The 24,580-nt window shown below is 44.5% G+C and carries 19 protein-coding genes and 1 tRNA gene; 14 read left to right on the forward strand and 6 right to left on the reverse strand.

Translation table 11 applies throughout. The annotated features are described in order from the left end of the window. Window positions 1-9: 9 nt before the first annotated feature. A complete protein-coding gene (locus tag MADE_RS11795) occupies window positions 10-681 on the reverse strand; it encodes a nitroreductase (RefSeq protein WP_012518821.1) in 672 nt (223 codons plus the stop codon). Between the two features lie 323 nt (window positions 682-1,004). On the opposite strand from MADE_RS11795, the gene MADE_RS11800 reads away from it, so the two are divergent. From MADE_RS11800 to MADE_RS11850, 9 genes are all read left to right on the forward strand, one after another. Beyond that, window positions 1,005-2,534 (forward strand): DUF3369 domain-containing protein, encoded by a 1,530-nt coding sequence (locus MADE_RS11800; protein ID WP_012518822.1) that lies wholly within the window; start codon window positions 1,005-1,007, stop codon window positions 2,532-2,534. Continuing rightward, window positions 2,531-3,883, forward strand: coding sequence for a GAF domain-containing sensor histidine kinase (locus tag MADE_RS11805; RefSeq protein ID WP_012518823.1), 1,353 nt, complete (start codon window positions 2,531-2,533; stop codon window positions 3,881-3,883). Before MADE_RS11800 ends, MADE_RS11805 begins: the two co-directional genes overlap by 4 nt. 122 nt (window positions 3,884-4,005) lie before the next feature. Next, entirely contained in the window at window positions 4,006-4,242 is a 237-nt protein-coding gene (locus MADE_RS11810) for an alpha/beta fold hydrolase (protein ID WP_012518824.1), read from the forward strand. Window positions 4,243-4,431: 189 nt separating this feature from the next. Then, window positions 4,432-5,328: a tyrosine-type recombinase/integrase gene (locus tag MADE_RS11815; protein WP_012518825.1), complete on the forward strand. Its 897-nt coding sequence runs from the start codon at window positions 4,432-4,434 to the stop codon at window positions 5,326-5,328. A gap of 138 nt (window positions 5,329-5,466) precedes the next feature. Beyond that, window positions 5,467-5,727 (forward strand): hypothetical protein, encoded by a 261-nt coding sequence (locus MADE_RS11820; protein ID WP_012518826.1) that lies wholly within the window; start codon window positions 5,467-5,469, stop codon window positions 5,725-5,727. 375 nt (window positions 5,728-6,102) lie between these two features. Continuing rightward, window positions 6,103-6,969 carry a hypothetical protein gene (locus MADE_RS11830; RefSeq protein WP_012518828.1) on the forward strand — a complete coding sequence of 289 codons (867 nt, stop codon included), beginning with the start codon at window positions 6,103-6,105 and terminating at the stop codon, window positions 6,967-6,969. Between the two features lie 440 nt (window positions 6,970-7,409). Continuing rightward, window positions 7,410-8,261: an AbiJ-NTD4 domain-containing protein gene (locus MADE_RS11835; RefSeq protein WP_012518829.1), complete on the forward strand. Its 852-nt coding sequence runs from the start codon at window positions 7,410-7,412 to the stop codon at window positions 8,259-8,261. A gap of 398 nt (window positions 8,262-8,659) precedes the next feature. Next, on the forward strand, window positions 8,660-9,244 hold the full coding sequence (locus MADE_RS11840) for a recombinase family protein (protein ID WP_012518830.1): 585 nt from the start codon (window positions 8,660-8,662) through the stop codon (window positions 9,242-9,244). Window positions 9,245-11,211: 1,967 nt separating this feature from the next. Beyond that, entirely contained in the window at window positions 11,212-12,618 is a 1,407-nt protein-coding gene (locus MADE_RS11850; RefSeq protein WP_023559752.1) for an SNIPE associated domain-containing protein, read from the forward strand. Window positions 12,619-12,828: 210 nt separating this feature from the next. Here MADE_RS11850 and MADE_RS11855 read toward each other — a convergent pair. The 4 genes from MADE_RS11855 to apbC form a co-directional block, all read right to left on the reverse strand. After that, window positions 12,829-12,905, reverse strand: a tRNA-Pro gene (locus MADE_RS11855). Window positions 12,906-13,045: 140 nt separating this feature from the next. Continuing rightward, window positions 13,046-14,482 (reverse strand): SLC13 family permease, encoded by a 1,437-nt coding sequence (locus MADE_RS11860; protein ID WP_012518478.1) that lies wholly within the window; start codon window positions 14,480-14,482, stop codon window positions 13,046-13,048. Between the two features lie 169 nt (window positions 14,483-14,651). After that, window positions 14,652-15,245: a dCTP deaminase gene (gene dcd / locus MADE_RS11865; RefSeq protein WP_012518477.1), complete on the reverse strand. Its 594-nt coding sequence runs from the start codon at window positions 15,243-15,245 to the stop codon at window positions 14,652-14,654. Window positions 15,246-15,402: 157 nt separating this feature from the next. After that, entirely contained in the window at window positions 15,403-16,509 is a 1,107-nt protein-coding gene (gene apbC, locus MADE_RS11870) for an iron-sulfur cluster carrier protein ApbC (RefSeq protein ID WP_012518476.1), read from the reverse strand. Window positions 16,510-16,617: 108 nt separating this feature from the next. On the opposite strand from apbC, the gene metG reads away from it, so the two are divergent. Together metG and MADE_RS11880 are read left to right on the forward strand one after the other, a co-directional pair. Continuing rightward, the gene (metG, locus tag MADE_RS11875; RefSeq protein WP_012518475.1) at window positions 16,618-18,645 is read left to right on the forward strand and encodes a methionine--tRNA ligase; all 2,028 of its coding nucleotides are present in this window, start codon (window positions 16,618-16,620) and stop codon (window positions 18,643-18,645) included. Between the two features lie 345 nt (window positions 18,646-18,990). Continuing rightward, a complete protein-coding gene (locus tag MADE_RS11880; protein ID WP_012518474.1) occupies window positions 18,991-19,830 on the forward strand; it encodes a mechanosensitive ion channel family protein in 840 nt (279 codons plus the stop codon). A 179-nt stretch (window positions 19,831-20,009) separates the two neighbouring features. Here MADE_RS11880 and MADE_RS11885 read toward each other — a convergent pair whose 3' ends face one another. Beyond that, window positions 20,010-20,867: a methyltransferase domain-containing protein gene (locus MADE_RS11885; protein ID WP_023559754.1), complete on the reverse strand. Its 858-nt coding sequence runs from the start codon at window positions 20,865-20,867 to the stop codon at window positions 20,010-20,012. Between the two features lie 84 nt (window positions 20,868-20,951). Between MADE_RS11885 and gloB the strand changes: the two genes are divergently transcribed. From gloB to MADE_RS11900, 3 genes are all read left to right on the forward strand, one after another. Then, a complete protein-coding gene (gloB, locus tag MADE_RS11890) occupies window positions 20,952-21,743 on the forward strand; it encodes a hydroxyacylglutathione hydrolase (protein ID WP_012518472.1) in 792 nt (263 codons plus the stop codon). A 64-nt stretch (window positions 21,744-21,807) separates the two neighbouring features. Beyond that, window positions 21,808-23,472 (forward strand): lytic transglycosylase, encoded by a 1,665-nt coding sequence (locus MADE_RS11895; protein ID WP_012518471.1) that lies wholly within the window; start codon window positions 21,808-21,810, stop codon window positions 23,470-23,472. Between the two features lie 34 nt (window positions 23,473-23,506). Further along, the gene (locus tag MADE_RS11900) at window positions 23,507-24,538 is read left to right on the forward strand and encodes a hypothetical protein (protein ID WP_012518470.1); all 1,032 of its coding nucleotides are present in this window, start codon (window positions 23,507-23,509) and stop codon (window positions 24,536-24,538) included. Window positions 24,539-24,580: the final 42 nt, after the last annotated feature.

Genomic DNA, 24,580 nt, shown 5'->3' on the forward strand with positions numbered 1-24,580 from the left:
ACTGCCTATTTAAAAGCCATGATAAGTTACAAACTCTTCGTTATCGGCGCGGGTAGAGCGCACGTCATTAGCAGGAAAATCAGGGTCGGGATAGCCTAAAGCAATACAAATCATAATGGCTTCATCATCTGGAATGTTAGCGCACTGGTGTACCACTTCAGACTGCATGATACCCTGACCGTTTATCACACAACCTAACCCTAAATCCCACGCTGCTAGAACAATGCCATACGCTAGTGACCCTAGGCCAAATTGGGTTATTCCAGCGGGCTCTAGAGACCTATCATATGTGAGAACCAGCGAAACGGGTGCATCAAACTGCCTGAAGCCTCGCATCATCCAATCCATACGCTTTTCTTTGTCTTCACGCGATATTCCCATCACGTCGAACAATTGAATAGCCACATCAATTTGGCGCTGACGATGAATACCTTCGTAGTCTTCCTTATAAGGAAAGTCACGAACGTGCGGCTTACCTTCAAGCGTATTTTTGGTGTTGCCTTCGCGAATTCTATCGAGGACATCGCCAGTTACCGCATGAATTTTCCATGTTTGTGTGTTGTAAGATGACGGCGCCCACTTTGCGGCGTTGATAATTGCGTCTACCGTTTCTTTTGTAACGGGCTGTTTTGTGAACCCTCGTACACTTTTTCTCGATGCTGCAAATTCCGCAAAATTCATGAACGTCCTTAAACCCTATGTTTTTCAAGCCAAATTGTTAAAATAGAGTAAACAGTAGGACTTGAGTGTTCAATAGCGTCAGCACCTTATTAAGATTGTTTGTTTTTATAGATGTATATTCAACAACTCAAATTAAGGTGGCTTTCCCTTTTTAACGCATTGAAGAATCTACAACTGTCTTCGACATTCTATTTGCTTCCCTCGATTAACGCTCTCGGACGACAGAGAAAAGTTAAACTTTCGATTAAATCGGGCTTTGGCAATTTGCGATAATCGCATTCGTAGCATACGTTTAAACTAAAAATAAGCCTTGTTGTTTACGTATGTCCCTATTTAAGAAATCAAAAACTGAACAATCCGCTCCGCGTCTAGCCCCTTGGAAAATAGCGATTATCGACGATGAAGAGGGAATACATGAAGTTACCAAGTTAACGCTGCGCAAATTTACTTTTGAAAAGCGTGGCGTAGAGTTTTTATCTGCCCACAGTGGAGAAGAAGGTTTAGCCCTCTTCAAAGCACACCCCGACATCGCGCTGGCGTTTGTAGATGTAGTGATGGAAACCGACGATGCTGGGTTAAAACTGGTAGACGCCATTCGAAACGAGCTTAATAACCATGTTAGCCGCCTTATATTACGAACTGGTCAGCCCGGCCAAGCCCCAGAAGAAGATGTTATCCGTCGGTACGATATTAATGATTACAAAGCAAAGACTGAGCTTTCTTCTTTAAAACTGAAATCCTGTGTTTACACCGCCATTCGCTCTTATCGTGATATCCAGACCATAGAGCAAGGTAAACGTGGAATGGAGGACGTGCTTAAATCCTCTTCATCTGTATTGGCCAGCCAGTCTTTGGCCCAATTTGGGACAGCGGTGCTTAAACAAACGCTGACCCTTTTAAATTTAAATAATTCAGTGCTCTACCTGTCTACCCAGCACACTGACCTCTATGGTGATACCACTATGACGGTGTTAGGGGCCAGTGGCGATTTAATTGGGCTGTGTGAGCCCGGCATCTCAAAGCAAATTCCAGAAAGCATTGCTGATGAAGTCAACCAAGTTCTGTTAAGCAAAACGCACCTTCAAACGAAAGACCGTTTTATTGGTTATTACCCTACAGGGGAAGACAGCCACAACATTTTGTATGTGAAGCTTAATGAACCGTTAGACGCCCTTCAACGCAAAACCTTGGAAATGTTTGCATCTAACGTGGCTATCATTTTTCAAAATCTCACACAAAAAGAAGATATCCAGCAAACCCAGAAAGAGCTAATCATGGTGCTTAGCGACGCCATTGAAATGCGAAGCAAAGAAACCGGCGGCCACGTTAGGCGGGTTATTTTAATGACTGAGTTTTTGTCAGAAAAACTCCACATGAGTAGAGAGTTTATTGACACCATTCGATACTCAGCGGCGCTTCACGACGTGGGTAAAATCAGTATTCCTGAAACCATTTTGCACAAGCCGGGCAAGCTTGACCCAGAAGAATGGGAGATTATGAAAACCCATGCGCAAAAAGGCTATGATTTGCTTGCCGACTCGGATCGCATTGTTGCAAAAATGGGGGCCATCATTGCCAAGACTCACCACGAACGATGGGACGGCAATGGCTATCCCGAAGGTTTATCGGGCGATGATATTCCCATTGAGGGCCGAATTATGGCCATTGTTGATGTGGTTGACGCCCTACTATCTAAGCGCTGTTACAAGCCCGCCTGGAGCGAGGAAGACGTAAAAGCTTACCTTGAGGAAAACGCAGGCAAACAGTTTGACCCACTAATTACCCATATCATGCTTGAACATTTCGACAGAATACTAGAAATACGCGCGCTAGAACCGGACGAAGATGAATGAAAGAAGCATTAGAGTTAATTTTACTACGTGTTAGCCAAAGCGAAGATATTGATAAAGGTGAATTGAATGTTGCGTCACGGCTTATTATCAACTCGGTCTGCGAAGGGTTGAAAATTACGCGAGCAGGTATTTGGCTATACGACCAACTGCAAACACTTGTTCAGTGTACCTTATTAATCGATAAAGGGAACGACCTAGATAGCGAAAGCTTGGTGCTCACCCGTAAAGATTTCCCACACTATTTCGAAGCCCTAGATTCAGGGAGAACCATAGCCGCTCACAACGCGCTAACAGATGTTGCCACGTTTGAGTTTGCTGACGTCTACCTCGGCCCTTTAAATATTAGCTCAATGCTTGATGTTCCTATTCGACACAGAGGTAAAATGATAGGAATAATTTGCTGTGAGCATCAAGGTGAAGCGCGACACTGGGAGGCTGATGAGATGGTATTTGCCGCCTCTTTGGCCGACTTATATGGCCGCGCGGTAAGCGCTAATGAACGCGCTGATTATGAAGCGCAACTACTCGAAGCGAATCAAACGTTAGAACAAAAAGTAAAAGATCGCACAGCAGAGCTCGAGGCCGCCCAAGAAAAACTTATCGAGTCAGAAAAAATGGCCGCCTTAGGTAACCTTGTAGCTGGCATCGCTCACGAAGTTAACACACCTTTAGGTATCGCACTCACCTCTGTCAGTAACTGCAAAGAAGAGCTAAAAGACATTTATCGAGACTTTGAAAATGATGAATTGACTGAACAAGGCTTTAAAGATTTTGAAGCAATATGCTCTGAAGGATTAACTCTAGCGGAAACAAGCCTGGTGCGGGCCGCGCACTTAGTTCAAGACTTTAAGCGAACCTCTGCCGATCAAACCTCGCTGGAAATTGAGGAAATTGCGCTGGATGAATATATTCCACGGGTTTGTAATCCATTAAAACCCATGCTTCGCAAGGAGCAAATCGAGCTTTCTATAGACGTCACGCCCAAATTAGTAATTACCACTTGTCCGGGCATTATTGCCCAGCTATTAACGAACTTAATATCGAACGCGCAGCGTCACGCCTTTGGTCCGTCAGTAGACAACGATATAAACAAAGTTGCTGTAAGCTGTAGCCAAAATGACAAAGGTGTTGTAATAAGCGTTCAAGACAATGGAAAAGGCATTCCTGAAGAGCTTCATACAAAAGTGTTCGAGCCGTTTTATACAACTGCACGCGATAAAGGTGGCACGGGTTTAGGCTTGAATATTTTATACAATCTTGTTCGACAGAAGTTTAACGGAGAAATTGACTTAATCTCAGCCCCAGGGGAAGGAACTACGTTGACGGTTTGTATACCTGTTGAAAGTTAGTGCTATTTTACTTTATAAACCATTTGCGTTGATTGAACCAAAACAAGAAGCGCGGCATAGTTTAAATGTCGTGCTTACGACAGACCTATGGCCACCAATACATGTAGTTGCTTTTGGGCTATATGAAACAAAGAAAACAATACCGAGAGCATTGGGTAGTTGCACTTCAAAATGCCGACGTTCCGGTTCGACTAACTGCTGGCATGATAGATCCTATTTCTGGCGCACACATGATGGCCAGATACAAAGCACTTATTCCAAACGCTGACGTGGTTGAGGTTACTGATATTGGGCATTACCCGCAGATTGAAAGTGCTGAGTTGGTTTTAGAATCAATTTTTGGATTTATTGAAGATTAGGTGCGTGGGTGTCGCTTCTTAGAGAGAGAAGTTGGTCGGTGTGAGAGGATTTGAACCTCCGACCCCTGACACCCCATGCCCACCCGCGCGATAACGCTGCGAACTCTACGCGCACCTCCCAAAGTCAATACTGGCAAGGGCTCAAGAATTTCACTTCCATTAACCTTTAAGTATTTTGGAGTGAACGAAGTGGCAACTATCCGTCAATTAAAATCAGGCAACTGGAACGTACAGATTCGTGAGCAAGGTAAGCGAATCTCTAAGACTTTTCCAACTCAACAAGAAGCAGAACGTTTCGCCTTAATGGGCTCAAATGAATTGTCTTTTCACGAGGTCTGCGACAAATATCTTGAGCACATGGGCGATTCTGTGCGTTACCGTGTGCGATGCTTGAAGAAAAACTTTAAGTCGCCTCCTACCCTAGCAGAAATCGAAGCATTTAAGCGTCAGAGACTCAAAGAAGTAAAGAGCAGTACCGCGAGATTAGACTTACAGATGCTGTCTCGCATCGTTAAGTTTGGCATTAAACACTTCGAGTTAGATTGGCCATTTCCTTTCAACGACTTCAAATATCCTCCTGAATGCCAACCACGAGACAGAGTAGTAACACAGAAAGAGTTAAAGCTATTGCTTGAAGATTTACCTCCATTAGTTGCATCTGCTGCTGAACTCTCTTACGAGACTGCTATGCGTAGAGGAGAAATTGTAAAGATACAAAAGCAACATATAGAGTTTCACCAAAACAGACTTTATGTTCCTGAAGCCAAGAATGGCTATTCACGCTACGTTCCGTTAAACGCAAAGGCAACTCAGATTTTAAAAGACAGGCTTGTGTCATGTAATAATCATCAAATCCTCTACAACGTTACAGCAGAAAGTCTCTCGAAGGCTTTTAGACGAGCATGTAAACGCCTAGAAATAACCGGACTATCGTTTCATTCAATGAGGCATTCAGCTATCACTAAGTACGCTCAAAGAGGCCTTTCGGTTAACCAATTAAAAGTTATTTCAGGGCACCGTTCAACTGAGATGCTGGAGCGATACACACACCTTGGGGTTAAGGACGTGGTTTCTCTGATGGACTGAGTAGTGAAAGTGGCAAAGTTCTATTCATTGTCACTCATTCTGGGAAATAACCACAACTAACCATTACTCACAAACGACCATTAAGTTGCTGATTTTATTACAATAAATTACCATTCAGATGAATAACTGGAGCGTGTAATGAGTAAAACAGTAGAAAAGAGAGTTTCCTTAACCCAAGGACAACTAAATAAACTCGGCAACTTAAAAATCAAGAGCGGTGACACTATTAATTCTATTGTCGGAAAAGCAATTGATGAATACCGCTTCACACCCGATGACGCAGAAGTAAGTAAACACGTCAGAGTGGTGTTGTCAGTCCTTAATAGTTTGGAGATCGAATCTCACCTGAAGGCGAAGGTTATTAAAAGCCTTATGAGTGAGTTGGCATGGATGATTTAGAGCCTCTTATTATTCTGTATGAAGAACATGAGCTTTGTAGAAAAAGCAACGTCTTGCAGTATCTCATGCGCTCCAACGGAATCGAGTACCTTAAAATAACTGTAGGAAATAATTGGGTGAGCAAAAACCAACGCAAATACAAACTACCGACAATGTTCATGGGTAAGGTGCATTTTGGCTCGCTACAACAATTTAAGGACTTTTTGAATCGTTAGCTACTGCAAACCCTCTTTACGAGACTTTAACAGCGATTATAACTTTTACAAAATAAACGAGAAGCTTAATTGTACCACCTAAGAGTACTACCTTATCAAGATGTCTTGCCCTCAAGATTGAGCATTGTAAACTGAACAGAATACTTAGACAGGAAGCCTGATGACAACAAGAGTACTTGTAGATAACTGTATTTTCAGTGATGCGAACATGCTTCAAGGAGCAAAGCTAACTACATATAAGGATAGAGAACAAACCGAAGTCTCTTCGTTTATCGTGGGTTATATAAGAAAACCTCCTTTACCGGAAAAACAAGCTCGACGTCAAAATGAAATTGATTGGTTTCCTACTATTGCTCAGCTCTCTGAATATGAACATATAAAGCTTTTTACTTATGATGAGCTTAATTTTGAGAGTTGGTTCAGGTCTGTAGATTCAAAGATTGGTAACGTTTTCAGCGAGAGTAGTGTGACGTTTGTAGAACCCGCAATATCAAGAAGCCACTTTCGCCAAGGAGATTTGCTGGAGCAAATTCGTTCTGAAAATAAAGTAGATTTTTTCGAAAGCCTCCTAAAGTGGACGCCAGACCTTTTTCAGTCAACTGAGTTTGAAAGTTATTTACCGAAATTGACTCTAGATTCCATTAAAAATATAGACCGCTTTAAAAAAATAGCTGAAGCCCTGACTGCTGAACAATTGCAAGATGCTTTTCATCTATGGACAGCTGAAGTGAATGATATTCCCTACTTTCTAACCATTGACTTCAAGTTTATTAATGCAATTCGTAATAAAGCCAAATCAAAGAAGAAGCCATTCGATATGGTTTGTGAACCCATCACACCACAGGAATTAAGCAAGAAACTAGGCATAAAAACTCCTTATGCTTACAAGTATTCCCATGACGAATTTATCGGTTATGGCGGTGGCACTTTTAAAATTGAAGACTACGGCAAGCCTCGCCGTAAAGAAAATGGACTGCATCGGTTATTTAAATGGGTGCGGCAAAGAGTTTTCACTACAAAACTCTGAAAGGACAAATCGTCAGTGACGAAGTCCCTACTCCCCCTAGGGCGTTTCTGCACATTGCGGAAAACCGGATATACAACCTTCAAACCAGTCGTAACGTTCATTTGAACAAACACGAAGATAATGCAAGGTCGTCAAAGTCTACAAGACATGCTTACTCTCGTTTAGAGGTCACTTTGCGACAGCACTAGAACAAATTGGTAGTCCTGAAGACATCGCTACGAAACTAGCAGGACACAAGCAGTTGTCCTTGACGTATAACTTGTATAGTAAGTATAAGAACAAGGACGAACTGTGGCAGTATGTCGAGAGGATTCACGAGGCTGACTGCTTGAGATTGCTCAGTTAGAAACGTAATTACAATCAAGCTATGCACTTGACTAATTCTTTACTCACACAGAAACTACCAAGCCACTGTATCCGATGGAAGGTTTAATAACAGGATGAAATTTAGTCAGCGAATAGGTATTACCCCAGTTGAGACAGCACTTCAAACTGATGGTATGACACCAGAACTCAGAAATACGCTGTGGAATATACTCGATTTACATGTCTGGTCATCTGTCGGATTTATGCGCTCAAATAGTGGACATCCAAAAATTATGAGTTTGGGGAAGGTGCTATGGTTTGCCTACTTCAAAATGCCCATAGACAATATGCCGAACAACCCGCACGCAACTCTCGCTTATATCAGAAAGCAGTTCTTTGGCTGCCTGTGGTACCAAGTATATGACATGCTGGAGTTTTTATTCAGTGCGCTCAAGACACTAGTCTCTGAAAGGATAAATAATGAGCTGGTGAGTAATTTGAATACAGTGCTCGAAAAAGAACTTTCAGGGTTTCGAGTCATAAATTTAAAATTTGTGCAAGTCACTGATGAAGTAGAGTTGGAGTCCTTGCGGTATGCATTATCGGAGAGTCCGTTCAAAGGCGTTGAAGTTCACATGAAAAGCGCACTAGAGCATTTGTCTAGAAGAGGGAACCCTGATTATCGCAATTCTATTAAAGAATCAATTTCAGCCGTAGAGAGCATTGCAAAAGAAATTACAGATAATCCTAAAGCAACATTAGGTGCTGCCCTCAGTAAATTAGAGCGCGACCAAAAATTGCATCCAGCTTTAAAACAAGGATTTTCAAATATATACGGTTACACTAATGATGAGGGTGGAATTAGGCATGCCATGCTAGAGGAGCCCAACTTGACCGCTTCAGACGCCAAGTTCTTTCTTGTCTCCTGCGCCTCTTTCATTAACTATCTCAAGTCAAAGGTAATACAAGGTACAAACGTCGATTAAACAGTTGCCTTACTTCAGGTGTTGGCTCATCGAACATCACGAATTAAGATAAGTTTTCACTACATACAAAAATCTGAGAGGCCAAATCGACTATGATGAAGCCTCAACTCCCCCCCATAGGGTGCCTCTACGCACCACAGGAACACCGCTAAGACAATCTTCAACCCAGTCGCAACGTTCATCTTGACCAAACACGAAGACAACGCACAGGCTCTGCTGGTGGCTCAATGTCCTCACTCCGGAAATTTGCGGACTGACTACGAGACCGGAAATATCAGGTTTCGTAACCGTCCACCAAAGTAAACTTTTTTGAACTTACCTATTGACCGTTCACTTACCGTTCATTATCTTATTGGTCACTTAACCTTTAGACTTTATTGAACAGGATGGATTTAATCATGACAGGTCAACTTATCGGTTACGCACGAGTATCAACCACGGGTCAGAAGCTAGACGTACAGCTAGACGCATTGAAGGCGAAAGGCTGCGCTAAGATTTACCAAGAGAAGCGCTCAGGTAAGACAGCAGACCGCCCAGAGCTAGAGAAGATGCTTGATTACGTGCGTGAAGGTGAAGCCATTGTTGTGACCAAGTTAGACCGTTTAGGTCGTTCTGTGGCTGACCTAGCGAACATCTCGAAGTTACTCGATGATAAAGGCGTAGGTCTCATTGTGATTGACCAAGGCATCGACACGACAACGCCACACGGTAAGCTAATGTTCCACATGATTGCTGCTGTAGCTGAGTTCGAGTTGTCTCTACGTTACGAAAGACAGATGGAAGGTATTGCTAAGGCGCAAGAGAAAGGCGTTAAGTTCGGGCGTAAGAAGTCTGTAGACCGTGAGAGAGTCCACCAGCTACGAGAGGAAGGCTTGAGCATGGCTAAGATTGCTGAAGAATTAAGCTGTAGTAAGGGAGCGGTGCATAAGATAATCAATGAGTTCATTAAGCAAAATAATAAACCGAGTAAATTCGAATTATAAAGCCAAGGATTCATGTGGTCTACTACTCCTCTGTTAGACATCTTCAGCACTATCACATCGGAGTCTCACGCTTAACTGTTTGAGGCTCTGTAAAGCTTTCTCAGATCGAGTTAACTTACCCAATGCAATCGTATTAATTGTACCCAGAAAAGCTCATAGAAAGCCGTTGTCGATCTGTAATGATGCTTTGTATCCGCACTTCTCGCTTATCAGTTGTCTAGAGCTAACAACCTTAAAGCTCTTCAGATTTTTTAGATTTACCTAATATTCACTAAAGCCAATAAAATCAAGGGATACACGACTCCCTGACATAAGGGAGAAGCCATATAGAAACTGAAATAGTTTGTCTATCCGTTTCTCATACCCTGTTTTTATCAAATTAAAGCAGACAGTAGTCGACTAACACGTAGTTGCTACATTTCATTCAATTTACTTCCCTTCTTAAACTGTGCCACCTTGAAGATTCGATTCAGACGCACTCAATTGTATTTACTCACTAGCTAACCAGTAATGATAACTTGGTTGGTTATTGGTAAATGGACATTAGAGAACGACTTAGCGACAGACGAGGAGACCACCAGCAGCACTATAGGGGGNANTANGACANGGAGANCACTTATGAACCAACTTATGGTNACACCGCAAGAAANCTTCCAGTGGACACAAACCCTCAAGGGGAAGTCCAATACGCCAAATGCAAACCCAATATTCACCTTCCCACTGAGAACCCATAAGGGAGTAGATTCAAAGTTTACCGACTGGCTCACCGAACAGCTGACACAAGGGCGACAACGTATTACCAAGCCAACCATCCAAGCGGTTAAGTGTATAGCTGTCAATCTTGCCTGTGCGATGAACTTAGGCACCGATACAGGTTTCGTATACTCGCTAGGTAAGCGCCTAAAAGCTATCCCGAAGAGATTTCGTAGGGAGCCGTACAGCAGAGACACGATGAACACCTTGCTGGCGCAAGGAGAACAGCTAGGCTTGATTAAGATTGAGCGAGGATTCAAAAGCGAGAACTACACGTCTGGCATTCCGTCACTTATTCTTCCGACTGAGACCTGTATCAATCAAGCTCGCCTTCTGGAAGCAATTGAGGTAACTGACATCTCTGTTCCTATTGACCCGCTCATTCTTCGCAACAATCCTTATGATTACGTTAACTACAGCGACGAACCAAGCACTCTTCGCATGAGAAAGTCGATAATGGAACATAATGAGGTACGCACAAGTTACAACTGGGTATATACATCTGAAGACAACAGAACCATTCAACTATCGCAGTCTGACCTCTCATGCAGACGGATATTCAAAGGGCAATGGTGCATTGGTGGCAGGTTTTACTGTGATGCGCAGAACCTACCTCAAGTTGTCAGAAGCAACATTACGATTAATGGAGAGCCTTGTGTTGAACTTGACTACAAGTCGATGCACCCTCGCCTTCTGTATCATTTATCAGGCGCAGAAGCTCCGAGTGATTGCTACGACATCGAAGGAGTAACAAGAGACAAAGTTAAAAAGATAGCCTTGATTGCGACCAGTACCAGCAGCAAAAACCAAGCAGTCAGAGCGGTATCTTTCCATCTTAAAGTCAACGCTAAAAAGGCGGGTAGCCTTCTAGGGATGTTTGAAGCCAGACATAAGGCTATTTCAGACTTACTTTACCGCAATGCTTGGCAAACACTTCAAAATATCGATAGCAAGATTGCAAATGATGTTATGGATTCATTAACGCAAGAAGCTATTCCTGTGATACCTGTTCATGACAGCTTTATAGTTCCTGAGTCAAAAGCTCATCAGTTACGACAAGCTATGCACGAACAGTATGAAATAAATACGGGGATGGAGGCATCTATAGCCTGATAACACCAAAGGGAAAGGACTCCCAATAATGACTTGATTTTGTATTGAATGAGCACTTGTTATAATGTTGTCAGAAGGATTAGCAGACACGGATTACAGTTATGGGCTCGATTGAAGCTCTTCCAAGTGATTATGGACATATCATTACCTACGCTTTGATTTTCGCAGTCATATCGTTGCTAGTGTTTTCACTATTAAAATCTCGCGAGCTAAAGTCAGAGCTCAACAAAGTCAAATCTCACCTTCAAGACTCGAAGCAAAGAACGACAGAGCTGCTTGAGAAGTACCAACCGATAAGCTCTATTGAAGCTCGTGTGACGGAGCTTAACGCCGAGTCAGAAGCAATCACATCAAACATCCAGACGCTTCGGGCGTCTTATGCGACTAAACGAAAGCTATTTGATGAACTTGAAAGAGAGCTGGCTGTATTTGATGAAAAAATTGAGTTGTCTACATTGGGGTACTATGAACCTCACTTCGACTTTGGAACGTCAGATAGATTCAAAGCTGAAATCACTGCTGTGCGAGAGCAGCAGAAAGATATGCTGAAAGCCAAACAAGCGGCCGTTTGCCATACTGAGTGGAAAGTTAATAACAGTGCCAGAGAAGGTCAGACGATGACAAACCGAGCACTTAAACTAACGCTGAGAGCTTTCAATAACGAATGTGATGCAGCAGTATCAAACGTAAGATGGAATAATATCCGCAGAATGGAAGAGCGCTTATCTAAAGCGAGAGATGCAATAGACAAGCTCAATAAGTCTAACAACATCCAAATCACAGAACCCTATTTCCAACTCAAGTTGCAAGAGCTCAGGCTAACTTATGAATATGCTGAGAAGCTCAGACAAGAGAAGGAAGAACGAGCAGAAGCGAAGCGCCAACTCAGAGAAGAACAACAGCTAATAAAGGAACAAGAGGCAGCGGCAAGAGAACAGCATAAATACGAAGAGCTTGTTGCTAAGGCCAATGCTAAAGCCAATAAAGCTACTGGTGACGAGCTGGAGCGCTTAAAGTCTGAACTTGAAGAACTTGAGGCACAACTAAACGAGGCCAGAGCAAAATCAGAACGGGCTCTATCGATGGCACAACAAACCAAATCTGGTTACGTCTATATCATCAGTAACATCGGTTCATTTGGTGATGGGGTATTCAAAATTGGGATGACCAGAAGGCTGGAGCCCCTAGACCGTGTGCGTGAGCTTGGGGATGCCAGTGTACCATTCACATTTGACGTCCATGCTCTTATTTACTCCGAGGATGCGCCTGCACTTGAAGCTGAACTGCATCGTCATTTCAATGAACATCGACTCAACTTAGTCAACAACCGTAAGGAATTTTTCAGAGTAGATTTAGCTGAACTGAAGGGCAAGCTTGAGGAGTTAAAGCCTGATGTAGATTTTCTGACTGATGCTGAAGCTCAGGACTATCATCAAAGTCTATTAATCACTCAAGACAAAATCAAAGAAGACAACACTGTCAACCGAAAGCTACCTGAAGAAATTTGAAGGAACTCCCGAAGTCAGCAATCGGGCAACTTCACGATTACTTGATACTCTGAACGTATTTAGCAAGTGTGAACAAGATTGTGAACGTTCACAAATTTGACTATCATTGAGCCGAAAGTGAAGTTTGTGTGCAGTCTTGAAGATTGATTTTAAGAAATGCTGTAGAGTACGCCAGATAAGGCTTTAGGGTGTCGCTTCGAAGAGAGAAGTTGGTCGGTGTGAGAGGATTTGAACCTCCGACCCCTGACACCCCATGACAGTGCGCTACCAGGCTGCGCTACACACCGACCGAAAGAGCGAGTAAGTCTACTCAATTTTACTCACAATGCAACGAGAATTAGCAATTAGACGGTTCAAGCGCTCAATTGCTAACCACCTTGTTAAATATCCCCGTAAAACACAGCGTTACAAATGCCGCTAATAGGTGCTAAGCCAATGTCACGTAGCACACTGCGGTAACAACCAAGGCCACCAACACGTTCAGCATCACACCTTCTCTCGCCATGGTTTTTATATCGAACTTTTCGGTTGAATAAGCAATGGCGTTTGGCGCTGTGGCTACGGGTAGCATAAACGCACAGCTTGCGCTTATGGCTGCGGGTATCATTAGCAATTTCGGGTCAACCCCAACCGCCATTCCTGCTGCAGCTAAAATAGGCATAAGCAATGTGGATGTTGCCGTGTTAGACGTGATTTCCGTTAAAAACGTAACGAACAAGCAAATACCAAGCACTATTAAGATAACAGGTAACGTAGCTAGCCCCGTTAGCCAAGACCCCATTAGAACGCTTAGCCCCGATGCCATAAACGCCTTAGCAATACAAATACCGCCAGCAAACAGTAACAACATGCCCCACGGTATATCGTTAGCTGTTTTCCAATCCAGTAACTTGTCGTTATTACCCTTGGCATCAACGTGGCCATTGTCGTTACCACTATTGGTAAAAAACATAGCCGCAACGCCCGCTACGGCAATAGTGCTATCGCTAATTGTGCTTACGCCTATCCACGCTGTCCAAAAGGGCCTGAAGATCCACGCCAGCACTACAGTTCCGAATATCGCCAGCACTCGCTTTTCTGCCCTACTCCACGTGCTTGGCACTGGCAAATCTATATGACCAACTTCTTTGATTCCCCTTGCCAGCCACAACGCCATAATGGGAACGCCAAGAATCACAATAGGTACGCCTGTTTTCATCCAATCGATAAAGCTGTACTCAATGCCTTGCGTTTCCTCATATACACTCATGAAAATAATATTAGGCGGTGTACCGATAGGTGTTCCCACACCCCCAAGGCTTGCCGAATAAGCTATACCAAGAATAAGCGCCACACCAAAGCGTGGGTTATCTACCGCATTGATAATGGCGATAGCCATGGGCAACATCATTAAAACGGTGGCGGTATTACTGATCCACATACTCAGTACGGCAGTGGTTAGCATAAACCCCAGGACCAGCTTTAACGGGCTTCCGCTGCCGGTTAACCGCAGCATATAAATTGCGAAACGCTTATGGAGGTTAGCGCGCTCTAACCCTTTAGACAGCATAAATGCAGCCATTAAAAGAATAATAACGTGGCTGCCAAGCGAAGACGCAGCCTCGCTGTGAGAAAGCACACCAAACAAGGGGAATAACGCGAAGGGTAATAACGATGTGGCCGGAATGGGTAGCGCCTCTGTAACCCAAAGAATGGCGACAAATAGGGTAATGGCTGCGGTAAAGATGATCTCGTTTGGCTGGCCGGCCGTCCACAAGCCAAGGCCGCTAATTACAGACACAATTAGCGCAATCAAGATAATGGTGTTCTTGCGCGTGGGTGTGCGTTGTGTTTTTTCTGACGTAGGTTGAGGGTTTGAGTGCATTGCGCTTCCCTTTACTGATAGCTTTCTTATAAGTGCTAGGGATTGTTGACTTTTTACTGTAACGCAAAGGTCAACAGGCCCTTATTATTTGCTCTTATAATATCTATCAGTAATTCGAGTAACGCACTAGGCTTTTTTTAAAAACGGCGCTTTTATTGTGCAAGTGAGCCTATTTACTTTGGTCATCCGAAGAAATTCGGCTAGCTACAGCACCGGCTTGGCCCTTGTATTTAGCATCAACCCTTGCGTTGTAAGGCTTCTCAGCGGGCGCTGATAACACCTCAAAGCTAAGCGCGCCAATTTTCATTTTTGGTCGAAGCGCTAGGGGCAGTTTACCGCTGTTGTAAAACTCAAGCACGATATTACCCGACCAACCCGGGTCAATACGATGAGCCGTGACGTGCACCATTAGGCCTAAGCGCGCAAGCGATGAACGCCCGTCTAGCCATCCTACGATGTTATCTGGCAAGGTTACCGACTCGTGCGTAATTGCCAGCGCAAGTTCTCCAGGATGCAAGAAAAAGGCTTTACCTTCTTCTAGTTCAATTTCGTCGCTCATTACGTGGTCGAGGGCTTCTTGAACCTGCGCTTTAGGGCCGCTTAAATCAATAAACGGCGCTTGGTGATCTTCAAACACGCGAAATTTATTGCCTAAACGGATATCTACCGTTACACCACTAATCTGATCGTAGTCTGGTGTTGGGTCAATTTTGATTTTTCCATCTTGAAGATGTTGATAGATATCGCGGTCGCACAAGCGCATGGTGTATTCCTCATTTCAGTAGGCCGCTATTATGCGTATGTCACCGCATGCATTCAACTGCTCAAAGGCTTGTTTTCTCTGCTTTTGCGCAATTTTTTAAAAGGTTTTACCAAATTTAAGCTAAAGCCGTGAGAACGTACATCACGTTAGCAACTCGCTAGGCTTTGCCTACTATACCAATGGGGTCGCCTTTTATGTGTTTTTCAGCCCCTTCGCGGGGCTTAACGGTTAAGGCTAATTGCATAGAGAGTGCGCGTGCCGCCTCGCGATAGCTCTCGCTTAAGGGGCTGTCTGGAGAGGTTATCAAAAGCGGCGTGCCGGCATCGCCGTGTTCACGAATGTGGATATCAAGCGGCAATTGACCTAAGAGGGGCAATCCGTGACGTTCTGCCAATGCCTCTCCACCATCTTTAGCAAACACGTAATCTTTGGTGCCGCAAGCCCTGCACTGGTAATAACTCATGTTTTCGATAAGCCCTAACACCGGCACGTTAACCTTCTCAAACATGCTTATACCTTTTTGGGCATCGGCCAGCGCTAAATCTTGCGGTGTTGTTACCACCACAGAAGCCGTTAGCGGCACCTGTTGGGCCATGGTCAGCTGGATATCGCCAGTGCCTGGTGGCATGTCAACAATTAAGTAATCCAGCACAGGCCACAATGTTTCATCTAATAACTGTTTAAGTGCCCTACTTGCCATTGGTCCTCGCCACACCGCCGCGTCTTCCTGCGGTACTAGGTAGCCTATCGAGTTAGCCAACAGCCCATGTGCCGATAGCGGCTGCATGTGCTTATTATCTTCGCTTTCAGGGTGCGCCTCTGGGTTGCCAAGCATAATAGGAATAGACGGGCCGTAAATATCAGCATCTAGAATGCCCACTTTCGCACCTTCCTGCATAAGCGCAAACGCAAGATTAATACTGGTTGTAGACTTCCCTACCCCACCCTTGCCGGAGGCAACCGCTATAATGTTTTTAATATTGGTAACCGGCGCAACTTCAGTTTCCCCACTAGCAACCTTGTGTTTAAACGTGAGCTTGCTTGCATCAAACTTACCTTCAAGCTGCTCAAGCACGGTTTGTTTAAGCGCGTCTAGCTGCGTAGCAATGCAAAACGGTAGAGTAACGGTAATGCCCGCGCTTTCATTGTCGGGGTGAGTGAATGCACACCACGGCAAGGTATCTTCTACGTCTACGCTAAAATACGTGGCCAAAATAGCAGCAACTTTTTGTGTTGCGGGCTTTGCTTTACGAGAAAAGAACATAAAATGCCTTACTAGTAGTAGAATTGTGTGAATTACGTAATGCAAAAAACGCGGTTTTCCGCTAGTATTTGCAGCCATTTTGAAACGCAAAGAATCAATAACGTCATTATGTCAGAAAAACGCCGAATTCTGGTAACCAGTGCGTTGCCATACGCAAATGGCTCTATTCACTTAGGTCATTTGCTAGAACACATTCAAACCGACATCTGGACTCGTTTTCAGCGCCTTCGCGGAAACGAATGTTACAGTGTTTGCGCCGACGATGCACACGGTACGCCGGTTATGCTTAAAGCCCAAGAGCTTGGCATTACGCCAGAAGAAATGGTGGCTAGAACCCGTGCTGAACACCATCAAGACCTTGTTGATTTTCATGTTAACTACGACAATTACTATGTAACTCATTCGCCAGAAAACAAGGCGTTCTGTGAAGAAATTTACACTCGTTTGGATAACGCAGGTTACATCAGCAAGCGAACTATTAACCAATTGTTCGACCCTGAAAAAGAAATGTTCTTACCGGATCGTTTCGTTAAGGGCACATGCCCAAGTTGTGGCGCAGAAGACCAAAACGGCGACAGCTGTGACGTATGTGGCGCAACGTATAGCCCGACTGAAGTTAAGAACCCGCGAAGCGTTGTTTCTGGCGCTACACCGGTACTACGTGAGTCTGAGCACTTCTTCTTTGACCTGCCAAAGTTTGAGGGCATGTTAAAAGAGTGGATCCGCTCAGGTGCCCTTCAAGAAGAAATGGCAAACAAGCTACAAGAATGGTTCACCGAAGGTCTTCAGCAGTGGGACATTAGCCGTGATGCGCCTTACTTCGGCTTTGAAATTCCAGGTGCGCCGAACAAGTTCTTCTACGTGTGGGTAGATGCGCCTGTTGGCTACATGGCTAGTTTCAAAAACTTCTGCGACCAGAACAACCTAGAGTTTGATGATTTCTGGAAGGCCGACTCAGAAGCTGAGCTTTACCACTTTATCGGTAAAGACATTACTTATTTCCACTGCCTTTTCTGGCCTGCCATGCTAGAAGGAGCGGGATACCGTAAGCCCACTGGCGTAAACATTCACGGTTTCGTAACCGTAAACGGTGCGAAAATGTCAAAGTCGCGCGGTACCTTTATTAAAGGCCGCACCTACTTAGACCACTTAAACCCAGAATACTTGCGCTACTACTTTGCCTCTAAGCTGGGTGACGGTGTTACCGACATCGACCTTAACTTTACTGACTTCGCACAAAAAGTGAATTCAGACCTGGTAGGTAAAGTGGTTAACATTGCAAGCCGCTGTGCAAGCTTTATCACCAAGCGTTTCGACGGAAAACTGTCTGACAACGTGATTGAGCCAGAACTTATTGCTGAGTTCCAAAACGCATCAGAAAGCATTGCTGCCCTTTTTGAAAAGCGTAAGTATCACCAAGCTGTGCGCGAAATTATGGCTCTTGCCGACAAAGCGAACCAGTTCATTGATAACAATGCGCCTTGGGTTACCATTAAAGACGAGACTAAGCAGCAGTTCACACACGATGTGTGCTCGCTAGGTATCAACATGTTCCGTCTGTTGGTTATTTACTTAAAGCCTGTACTGCCAGTACTGGCAGAAAAAGCAGAAGCATTCTTAAACGACAAGTTCGACTGGAATTCACTGCAAACCCTATTGAAAGGCCACGCCATCAACAAATTTAAGCCAATGATGCAACGTGTAGAAATGGAGAAAATCGACGCCATGGTTGAAGATTCAAAAGAAAGCCTAGCGCCAGCAGCACCGGCTATCGACCCAGACAGCCCGCTTGCTAAAGACCCTATCAGCGACACTATCTCGTTTGATGATTTCGCAAAGGTAGATTTACGTATTGCACGCATTGCTAACGCCGAGCACGTAGAAAAAGCAGACAAACTTTTACGTTTAGAGCTGGATTTAGGCGGCGAAACTAAGCAAGTATTTGCAGGTATTAAGTCGGCCTACTCGCCTGAAGCGCTTATCGGTAAGCACACGGTAATGGTGGCTAACCTAGCGCCCCGCAAAATGCGCTTTGGGATGAGTGAAGGCATGGTATTAGCCGCGGGCCCTGGTGGCGACGAGCTATACATTCTTGAGCCACACGAAGGTGCAAAGCCGGGTATGCGTGTTAAATAACGCCCAAAAGCGCTTCGCATTAAAGCAAGGTGACATTCAACGTTATAAAGCGAAAGGATGTCACCTTTTTTATTGAGCGGTTGATGAAGCCCTCTCATTTGTGAAACCCAAAATCACGTAAATAGGTTCAAGGTGCAAACATAAAGGCTTTTAATCTGAGTAACGTCATCACGCACTATGCAACTCAATCATCACTTACACATTCTTTAAGCCACCCGCCTTTCAGTAAAATAGGCTAACGGCCTTTAGTCAACAAAAGGGCCAATTCAACGTGAGTCAATTTACGGCGATCTAACATTCTTTCTTTAACGTAATCAACGTGTTTGATTAACGAAAGAGGTATTTATGGAAGATTTCTTCGGGACTAATATCGATTTATCGGAATTAACCGAAAAAGCGATATCACTGGTGATGACTTATACCCCCAAATTGCTATTGGCTATTCTTACTTTGGTGGTGGGTCTCTGGTTAGTGAATCGTTTTGTAAACCTATTGGATCACCGATTAGGTAAAAAGGACCCCACGTTAAATAAGTTTTTATGCGGACTTATAAGCGCCGTTTTAAAAGTGATGTTGTTGATTTCTGTTGCCTCTATGATAGGTATTGAAACCACCTCATTTATCGCCGTAGTGGGTGCAGCAGGTTTGGCAATCGGTCTTGCATTACAAGGCAGCCTGGCTAATTTTGCTGGCGGTGTGCTAATACTGATCTTTAAACCCTTCAGAGTGGGTGACACCATTGAAGCAGAAGGTTATCTCGGGTCGGTTGCCGAGATACAAATTCTTTATACGGTACTTAACACTTTCGACAATAGGCGTGTTGTTATCCCCAACGGTAATCTGTCTAATGCCACGTTGACTAACGTTAGCGTATACGATAAACGCCGCTGCGACATGACATTTGGTATTGGCTACGATGATGATATCGACAAAGCAAAGAAAATTTTGCAACGTCTGTTTGAAGAGGATGAACGCTCATTGACCGAACCTGCACCTAGGATCTGTGTAGGGGGATTAGGTGATAACTCGGTCGACCTGATGTTTAGACCTTGGGTCGGCACAGATGATTTGTGGCCTTACTACTGGGATATGCAGGAAAAAGTTAAAAAAGCCTTCGATGAAGAAGGTATTAGCATCCCTTATCCGCAGCGAGATGTACATCTGTATAACGCAAGTAACGATTAACCCCCCAAAAGGGAGATAGCTTTCTAAGCTATCTCCAATTTTTCTTTTAAAGTTGGCTTATTAACTCGAAAGTCTGGCGACATCGACTATCGCAGCGCAGCACATATCGAAAATAGTTAGCCACTTGTCATCACCACATGCCTAATAGCAAAATGCGTTGCACGTGTATGACGTATACTTTAACGCAGCGAACGGTTCACGGCTGAAGTTCTTGCACTTGCCCCTACTGCAGAAAAGCGCGGTTTTAAATTACGTTTAGGCTTTATAGCAGTCATAGGGATGACCCGTTTTTTAGCCAATATAACGTATACGGCGCTGCACCAAGGCAAATAAGACGCTAAATAGTGCTGAAGCTTAGCGGCCCCTTTCCACCGTTGCTGAAAAAATAGCGTAGAGAACAGCACCTGGCGCTGCTCAACAATTTCAAACCCAAGTAGTTGTAGCCAATCTTTCATGCGGTAGGACGTGAAAAAGCGTGCATCGTGTAAAATATTTCCACGCTTAACGGGCAAAAACTTGGCAATTCCGGCAAGGCTTAAAGGGTTAAAGCCGCTAATAATGACGTAACCGTTTTGTGTAATAACGCGGTCTACTTCTCTTAATATTTCATGGGGATCTTGGGCAAAATCTAGCTCGTTAGCCAATAAAAAGCCGTCAATACTGTTTTCAGCAAAGGGTAAGGAATGCGACTGCCCTACGACCATATTTCCTTTGTTGATTGTCGACTCGCTGCTTTTTTCATGTAACTGTGAAGGTGAAACTTTATTGTCGGCGATATCTTCAGATGCGTTATTGGCGTCTAATTGGCGGCCAAACTGGTTATCAAATGGCACTTGGTTAATATGATGTCTTATAGGGCTAGTGTCTAAATTAATCTCGGCACTTAAAGAGCCTAGCTTAGCAAAGTGATATCCAAATATGTGCTCGGCATAATCGTCGCACACCGTTTTAACAGCATCGCGTATGTGCTCGCCCGCGGGGAAGTCTTTCCAACTTGTTGGGTAGCGGGGAGGTTTGGCTCTAAACGCCGATTTCATTATCACTGCGCGCTCTTTGGTTGCTCTGCTGTCCACAAGCCCCTATAGTAACGCATAATTCTACCTACACAAGCAGGTACAAATATGACGGCAGAAACATTTCCTTCAGGCATCACCATTCACCCCATTCCCGCTTTTACCGATAACTATATTTGGTGTATTCACGATGATACCAACGCGATTGTGGTAGACCCGGGTGACGCTGAGCCAGTATTGGCATTTATTAACGCGAAAGGCCTAACGCTGAGTGCGGTGCTCATTACCCATCACCATAGAGACCATACTGGTGGTATTGCCAAACTGGCTACCGCGGTGCCAGAGTTGCCGATTATAGGCCCACGAGGCAATCATATCCGTGGCATCACCAAGTCGGTGGCCCAAGGCGATACGGTATCACTGCCTATATTGAATCTGTCGTTCCAGGTAATGGAAGTGCCTGGACACACGCTCGATCATATCGCCTTCTTTGGCCATGGCGCGCTGTTTTGCGGCGATACACTGTTTTCGGCCGGATGCGGTCGTTTATTTGAAGGCTCGCCCGAACAAATGTATCACTCTTTAAATAAACTCAAGCGCCTTCCCGATGACACCAAAGTGTACTGCACGCACGAGTATACTCAAGCCAACGTTAACTTTGCGTTAGCCGTAGAGCCTGATAATGGCGCACTTAACCACTACGCAGATTGGGTTGCATCGATGCGTGAGCAAAACCTTCCCACGTTACCCAGTAATCTTGAAGAGCAAAAAAACATAAACCCATTTTTACGCGCCCATGAACTTTCTGTAAAAACTGCTGCCGAAGCCTATTGCGAAAATAACCTGGCCGACGATGTAGCAGTCTTTGCTGCAGTTCGCCGCTGGAAAGATGAGTTTTGATGCAATAGTAAACCGTTTATCGTAACATTGACGGTTTGCAGTGCTCCAAGAGGTTTCTTCATATATGCAGTTGAAGTTTTTCCCACTATCGCCGCTGATATTAGCGATAGGTTTAACGGGTTGTCAGTTAACCGATAATAATAACGACAGTGCGCAATTAGAAAGTAACGAGAACGCTTCATTAGAAGCGTGTAGTGAAATTCACAATACCGAAGAAGCCATTTCCGATTGCGAAATTGCAAGAGACGGCGTTATTGATGTTGTTCATCCTAATGACGACGTCTTAGAAGAAGGTGCAGAACTTACCGATACGCCAGATTTACACACGCAGGCCGTTGTCACTAATGTGTGGGAACGGGCCAGCACCAATTTTGCGCTGCCTATTCCAGATGAAAAGCGGATAAGCTCGCAAAGAAAATGGTATCTAAAGCACCCCGAATACATGGCCCGCGTAGTCAAGCGTGCCAAACCTTTTTTGTATTACATTGTTGAAGAAATTGAAAAGCGCGACATGCCTATGGAGCTTGTGCTTTTACCCATCGTAGAAAGTGCGTTCGACCCTTTTGCCTACTCTCACGGACGTGCAGCGGGAATGTGGCAGTTTATACCTGGCACAGGCAAACGCTTCGGTATGCCTCAGAACTGGTGGTACGATGGCCGCCGCGACGTGGTTGCTTCTACAAAAGGGGCGTTAGACTACCTCACATATCTAAACGATATGTTCGACGGAGACTGGCTTCATGCACTTGCCGCGTACAATAGCGGTGAAGGCAGAGTGCAAAGAGCGATTAAAGCGAATATACGGGCGGGTAAACCTACTGACTTTTGGAATTTGAACTTACCGAAAGAAACCCGTGCATACGTGCCAAAGCTGTTAGCCCTAGCCGACATTCTTAAAAACAAAGACGAATATGCCTATTCATGGCCGGAAGTGGAAAACGTAGCGGTTATTGAAGTGGTAGATATTGGTTCTCAGGTAGACCTTGCCTTTGCCGCAGACCTAGCCGGCATGTCGTTAAAAGAGCTACATGCACTCAACCCTGGCTTTAACCGTTGGGCCACATCGCCAGATGGACCACATAGGCTTGTCTTACCCTTAGTAAAAGCCGCCGCGTTTTCTCAAGCTCTGGCCAAAATCGATCAAAAAGAGCGCCTAAACTGGGTTCGCCACACGGTGAAGTCAGGCGACAGCTTGAGTAAAATTGCTAAGCAATACCACACTACGGTGAAAGTGCTAAAAAGAATTAACGAGCTGGATAGCTCTATGATTCGAGTGGGCCAAGCGATTATGGTACCCGTTGCACTGCAAGAACTCGATAGCTACACGTTATCACAGGAACAGCGCCTTGCCAGTTTGCAAAGTGGCAGTGGGTCTAAACAGAAAGTACGCCATACGGTTAAATCAGGTGATACGCTTTGGGATATCGCCCGTAAGTACAAAATAAGCACCAAACAACTTGCTAAGTGGAACGGTATGGCGCCTGGCGATATGCTTCATCCAGGTAAAACATTAGTAATATGGCAACAAGGAACGCCTCAAAACGGCGTTACCAAGAAGCTAACTTACACGGTAAGAAATGGTGACTCCTTGTCTCGTATTGCCAGCAAGTTCAATGTTAAAGTAAGCGACATAGGCAAGTGGAACTCACTAAATACCAAACGTTATTTACAGCCAGGCCAGAAGCTTAAGCTTTACGTAGATGTAACTAGGTCTAGCGCCTCAGGCTAACCCTTGTTCGACTAGCACCAAACAGGATATGGAAATGCTAAGAATTAACCGAGAAAATCTGCGAAACAGTCACGAAACGCCTTGGTTAATTTTAGACTTAGTCATGTTAGGTATACTTTTTGTGAACCTAACATGGCTTATTTTCGATGCGCTTTATGCTACAGACTTTGTATACGGTCTATTAGGTACATATTTCCCCGCCTTTCTTAACGCTTACGACCCAATTCACGCCAACTTCCTGTTGGTCGACTTAGTGTTTATTGCCATCTTCTTTACCGAGTTCTGTTTTCGTTGGGCCGTTGCTATTGTTCGTAAAGAGCACTTACGCTGGTACTTCTTTCCGTTTTTGCATTGGTACGACATCATAGGCCTTATCCCTACTGGGCCTACCCGCCTATTTCGTTTCTTGCGCATATTTTCTATTTTGCACCGCCTGCACAAATTCGAAATCATCGACTTAAATCAAACCGCGGTCTTTCGCTTTTTTGCGTTTTACTACGATGTATTTGTTGAAGAGTTAAGCGACCGAATTGTTGTAAAAGTGCTCAGCGATGCGCAAAAAGACATCTCAGCAGGTTCGCCTTTATTAGACGACATCAATGCTCAGGTGCTGGCACCACGCCGTCCTGTGATTACTCAATGGATGGCAGGTGTCATCAATCATTTAGGTCAGTCAATTCAAAGCGAAGAGCACGGCGAAGTGATTCGCGAACACGTGAGAAAAAGCGTGGGCAAAGCGGTGAGAAGTAATGCACAAGTTTCTTCCCTGCATTACCTACCTGTTATCGGCAAAACCATTGAAAATACGTTGGAAGAGTCAGTCACCGATATCGTTACCACATCGCTAGTGAACCTGTTAAGCGACTTAGACGCAGAGCGCATCGACCATTTCATTTCAGTCGGCATACACGACTATACCCCTACCGCCGATGCACTTGATAAAGAAGTACTTAACGTTGTAAACGAATGCTTAGAACTGGTGAAAGCGCACGTTGCACAGCAGCGGTGGAAGTCACATCTCACCGAAAAAGAATCGGCTATCCCCACTGGCAAGCCCGAAATTTAATTAATTTGCAAAGCGGTAGAGTCAAGGTGAACGCTAGCCAGT

The sequence above is a fragment of the Alteromonas mediterranea DE genome, assembly GCF_000020585.3.
In the GTDB taxonomy this organism is placed as follows: Bacteria; Pseudomonadota; Gammaproteobacteria; order Enterobacterales; family Alteromonadaceae; genus Alteromonas; species Alteromonas mediterranea.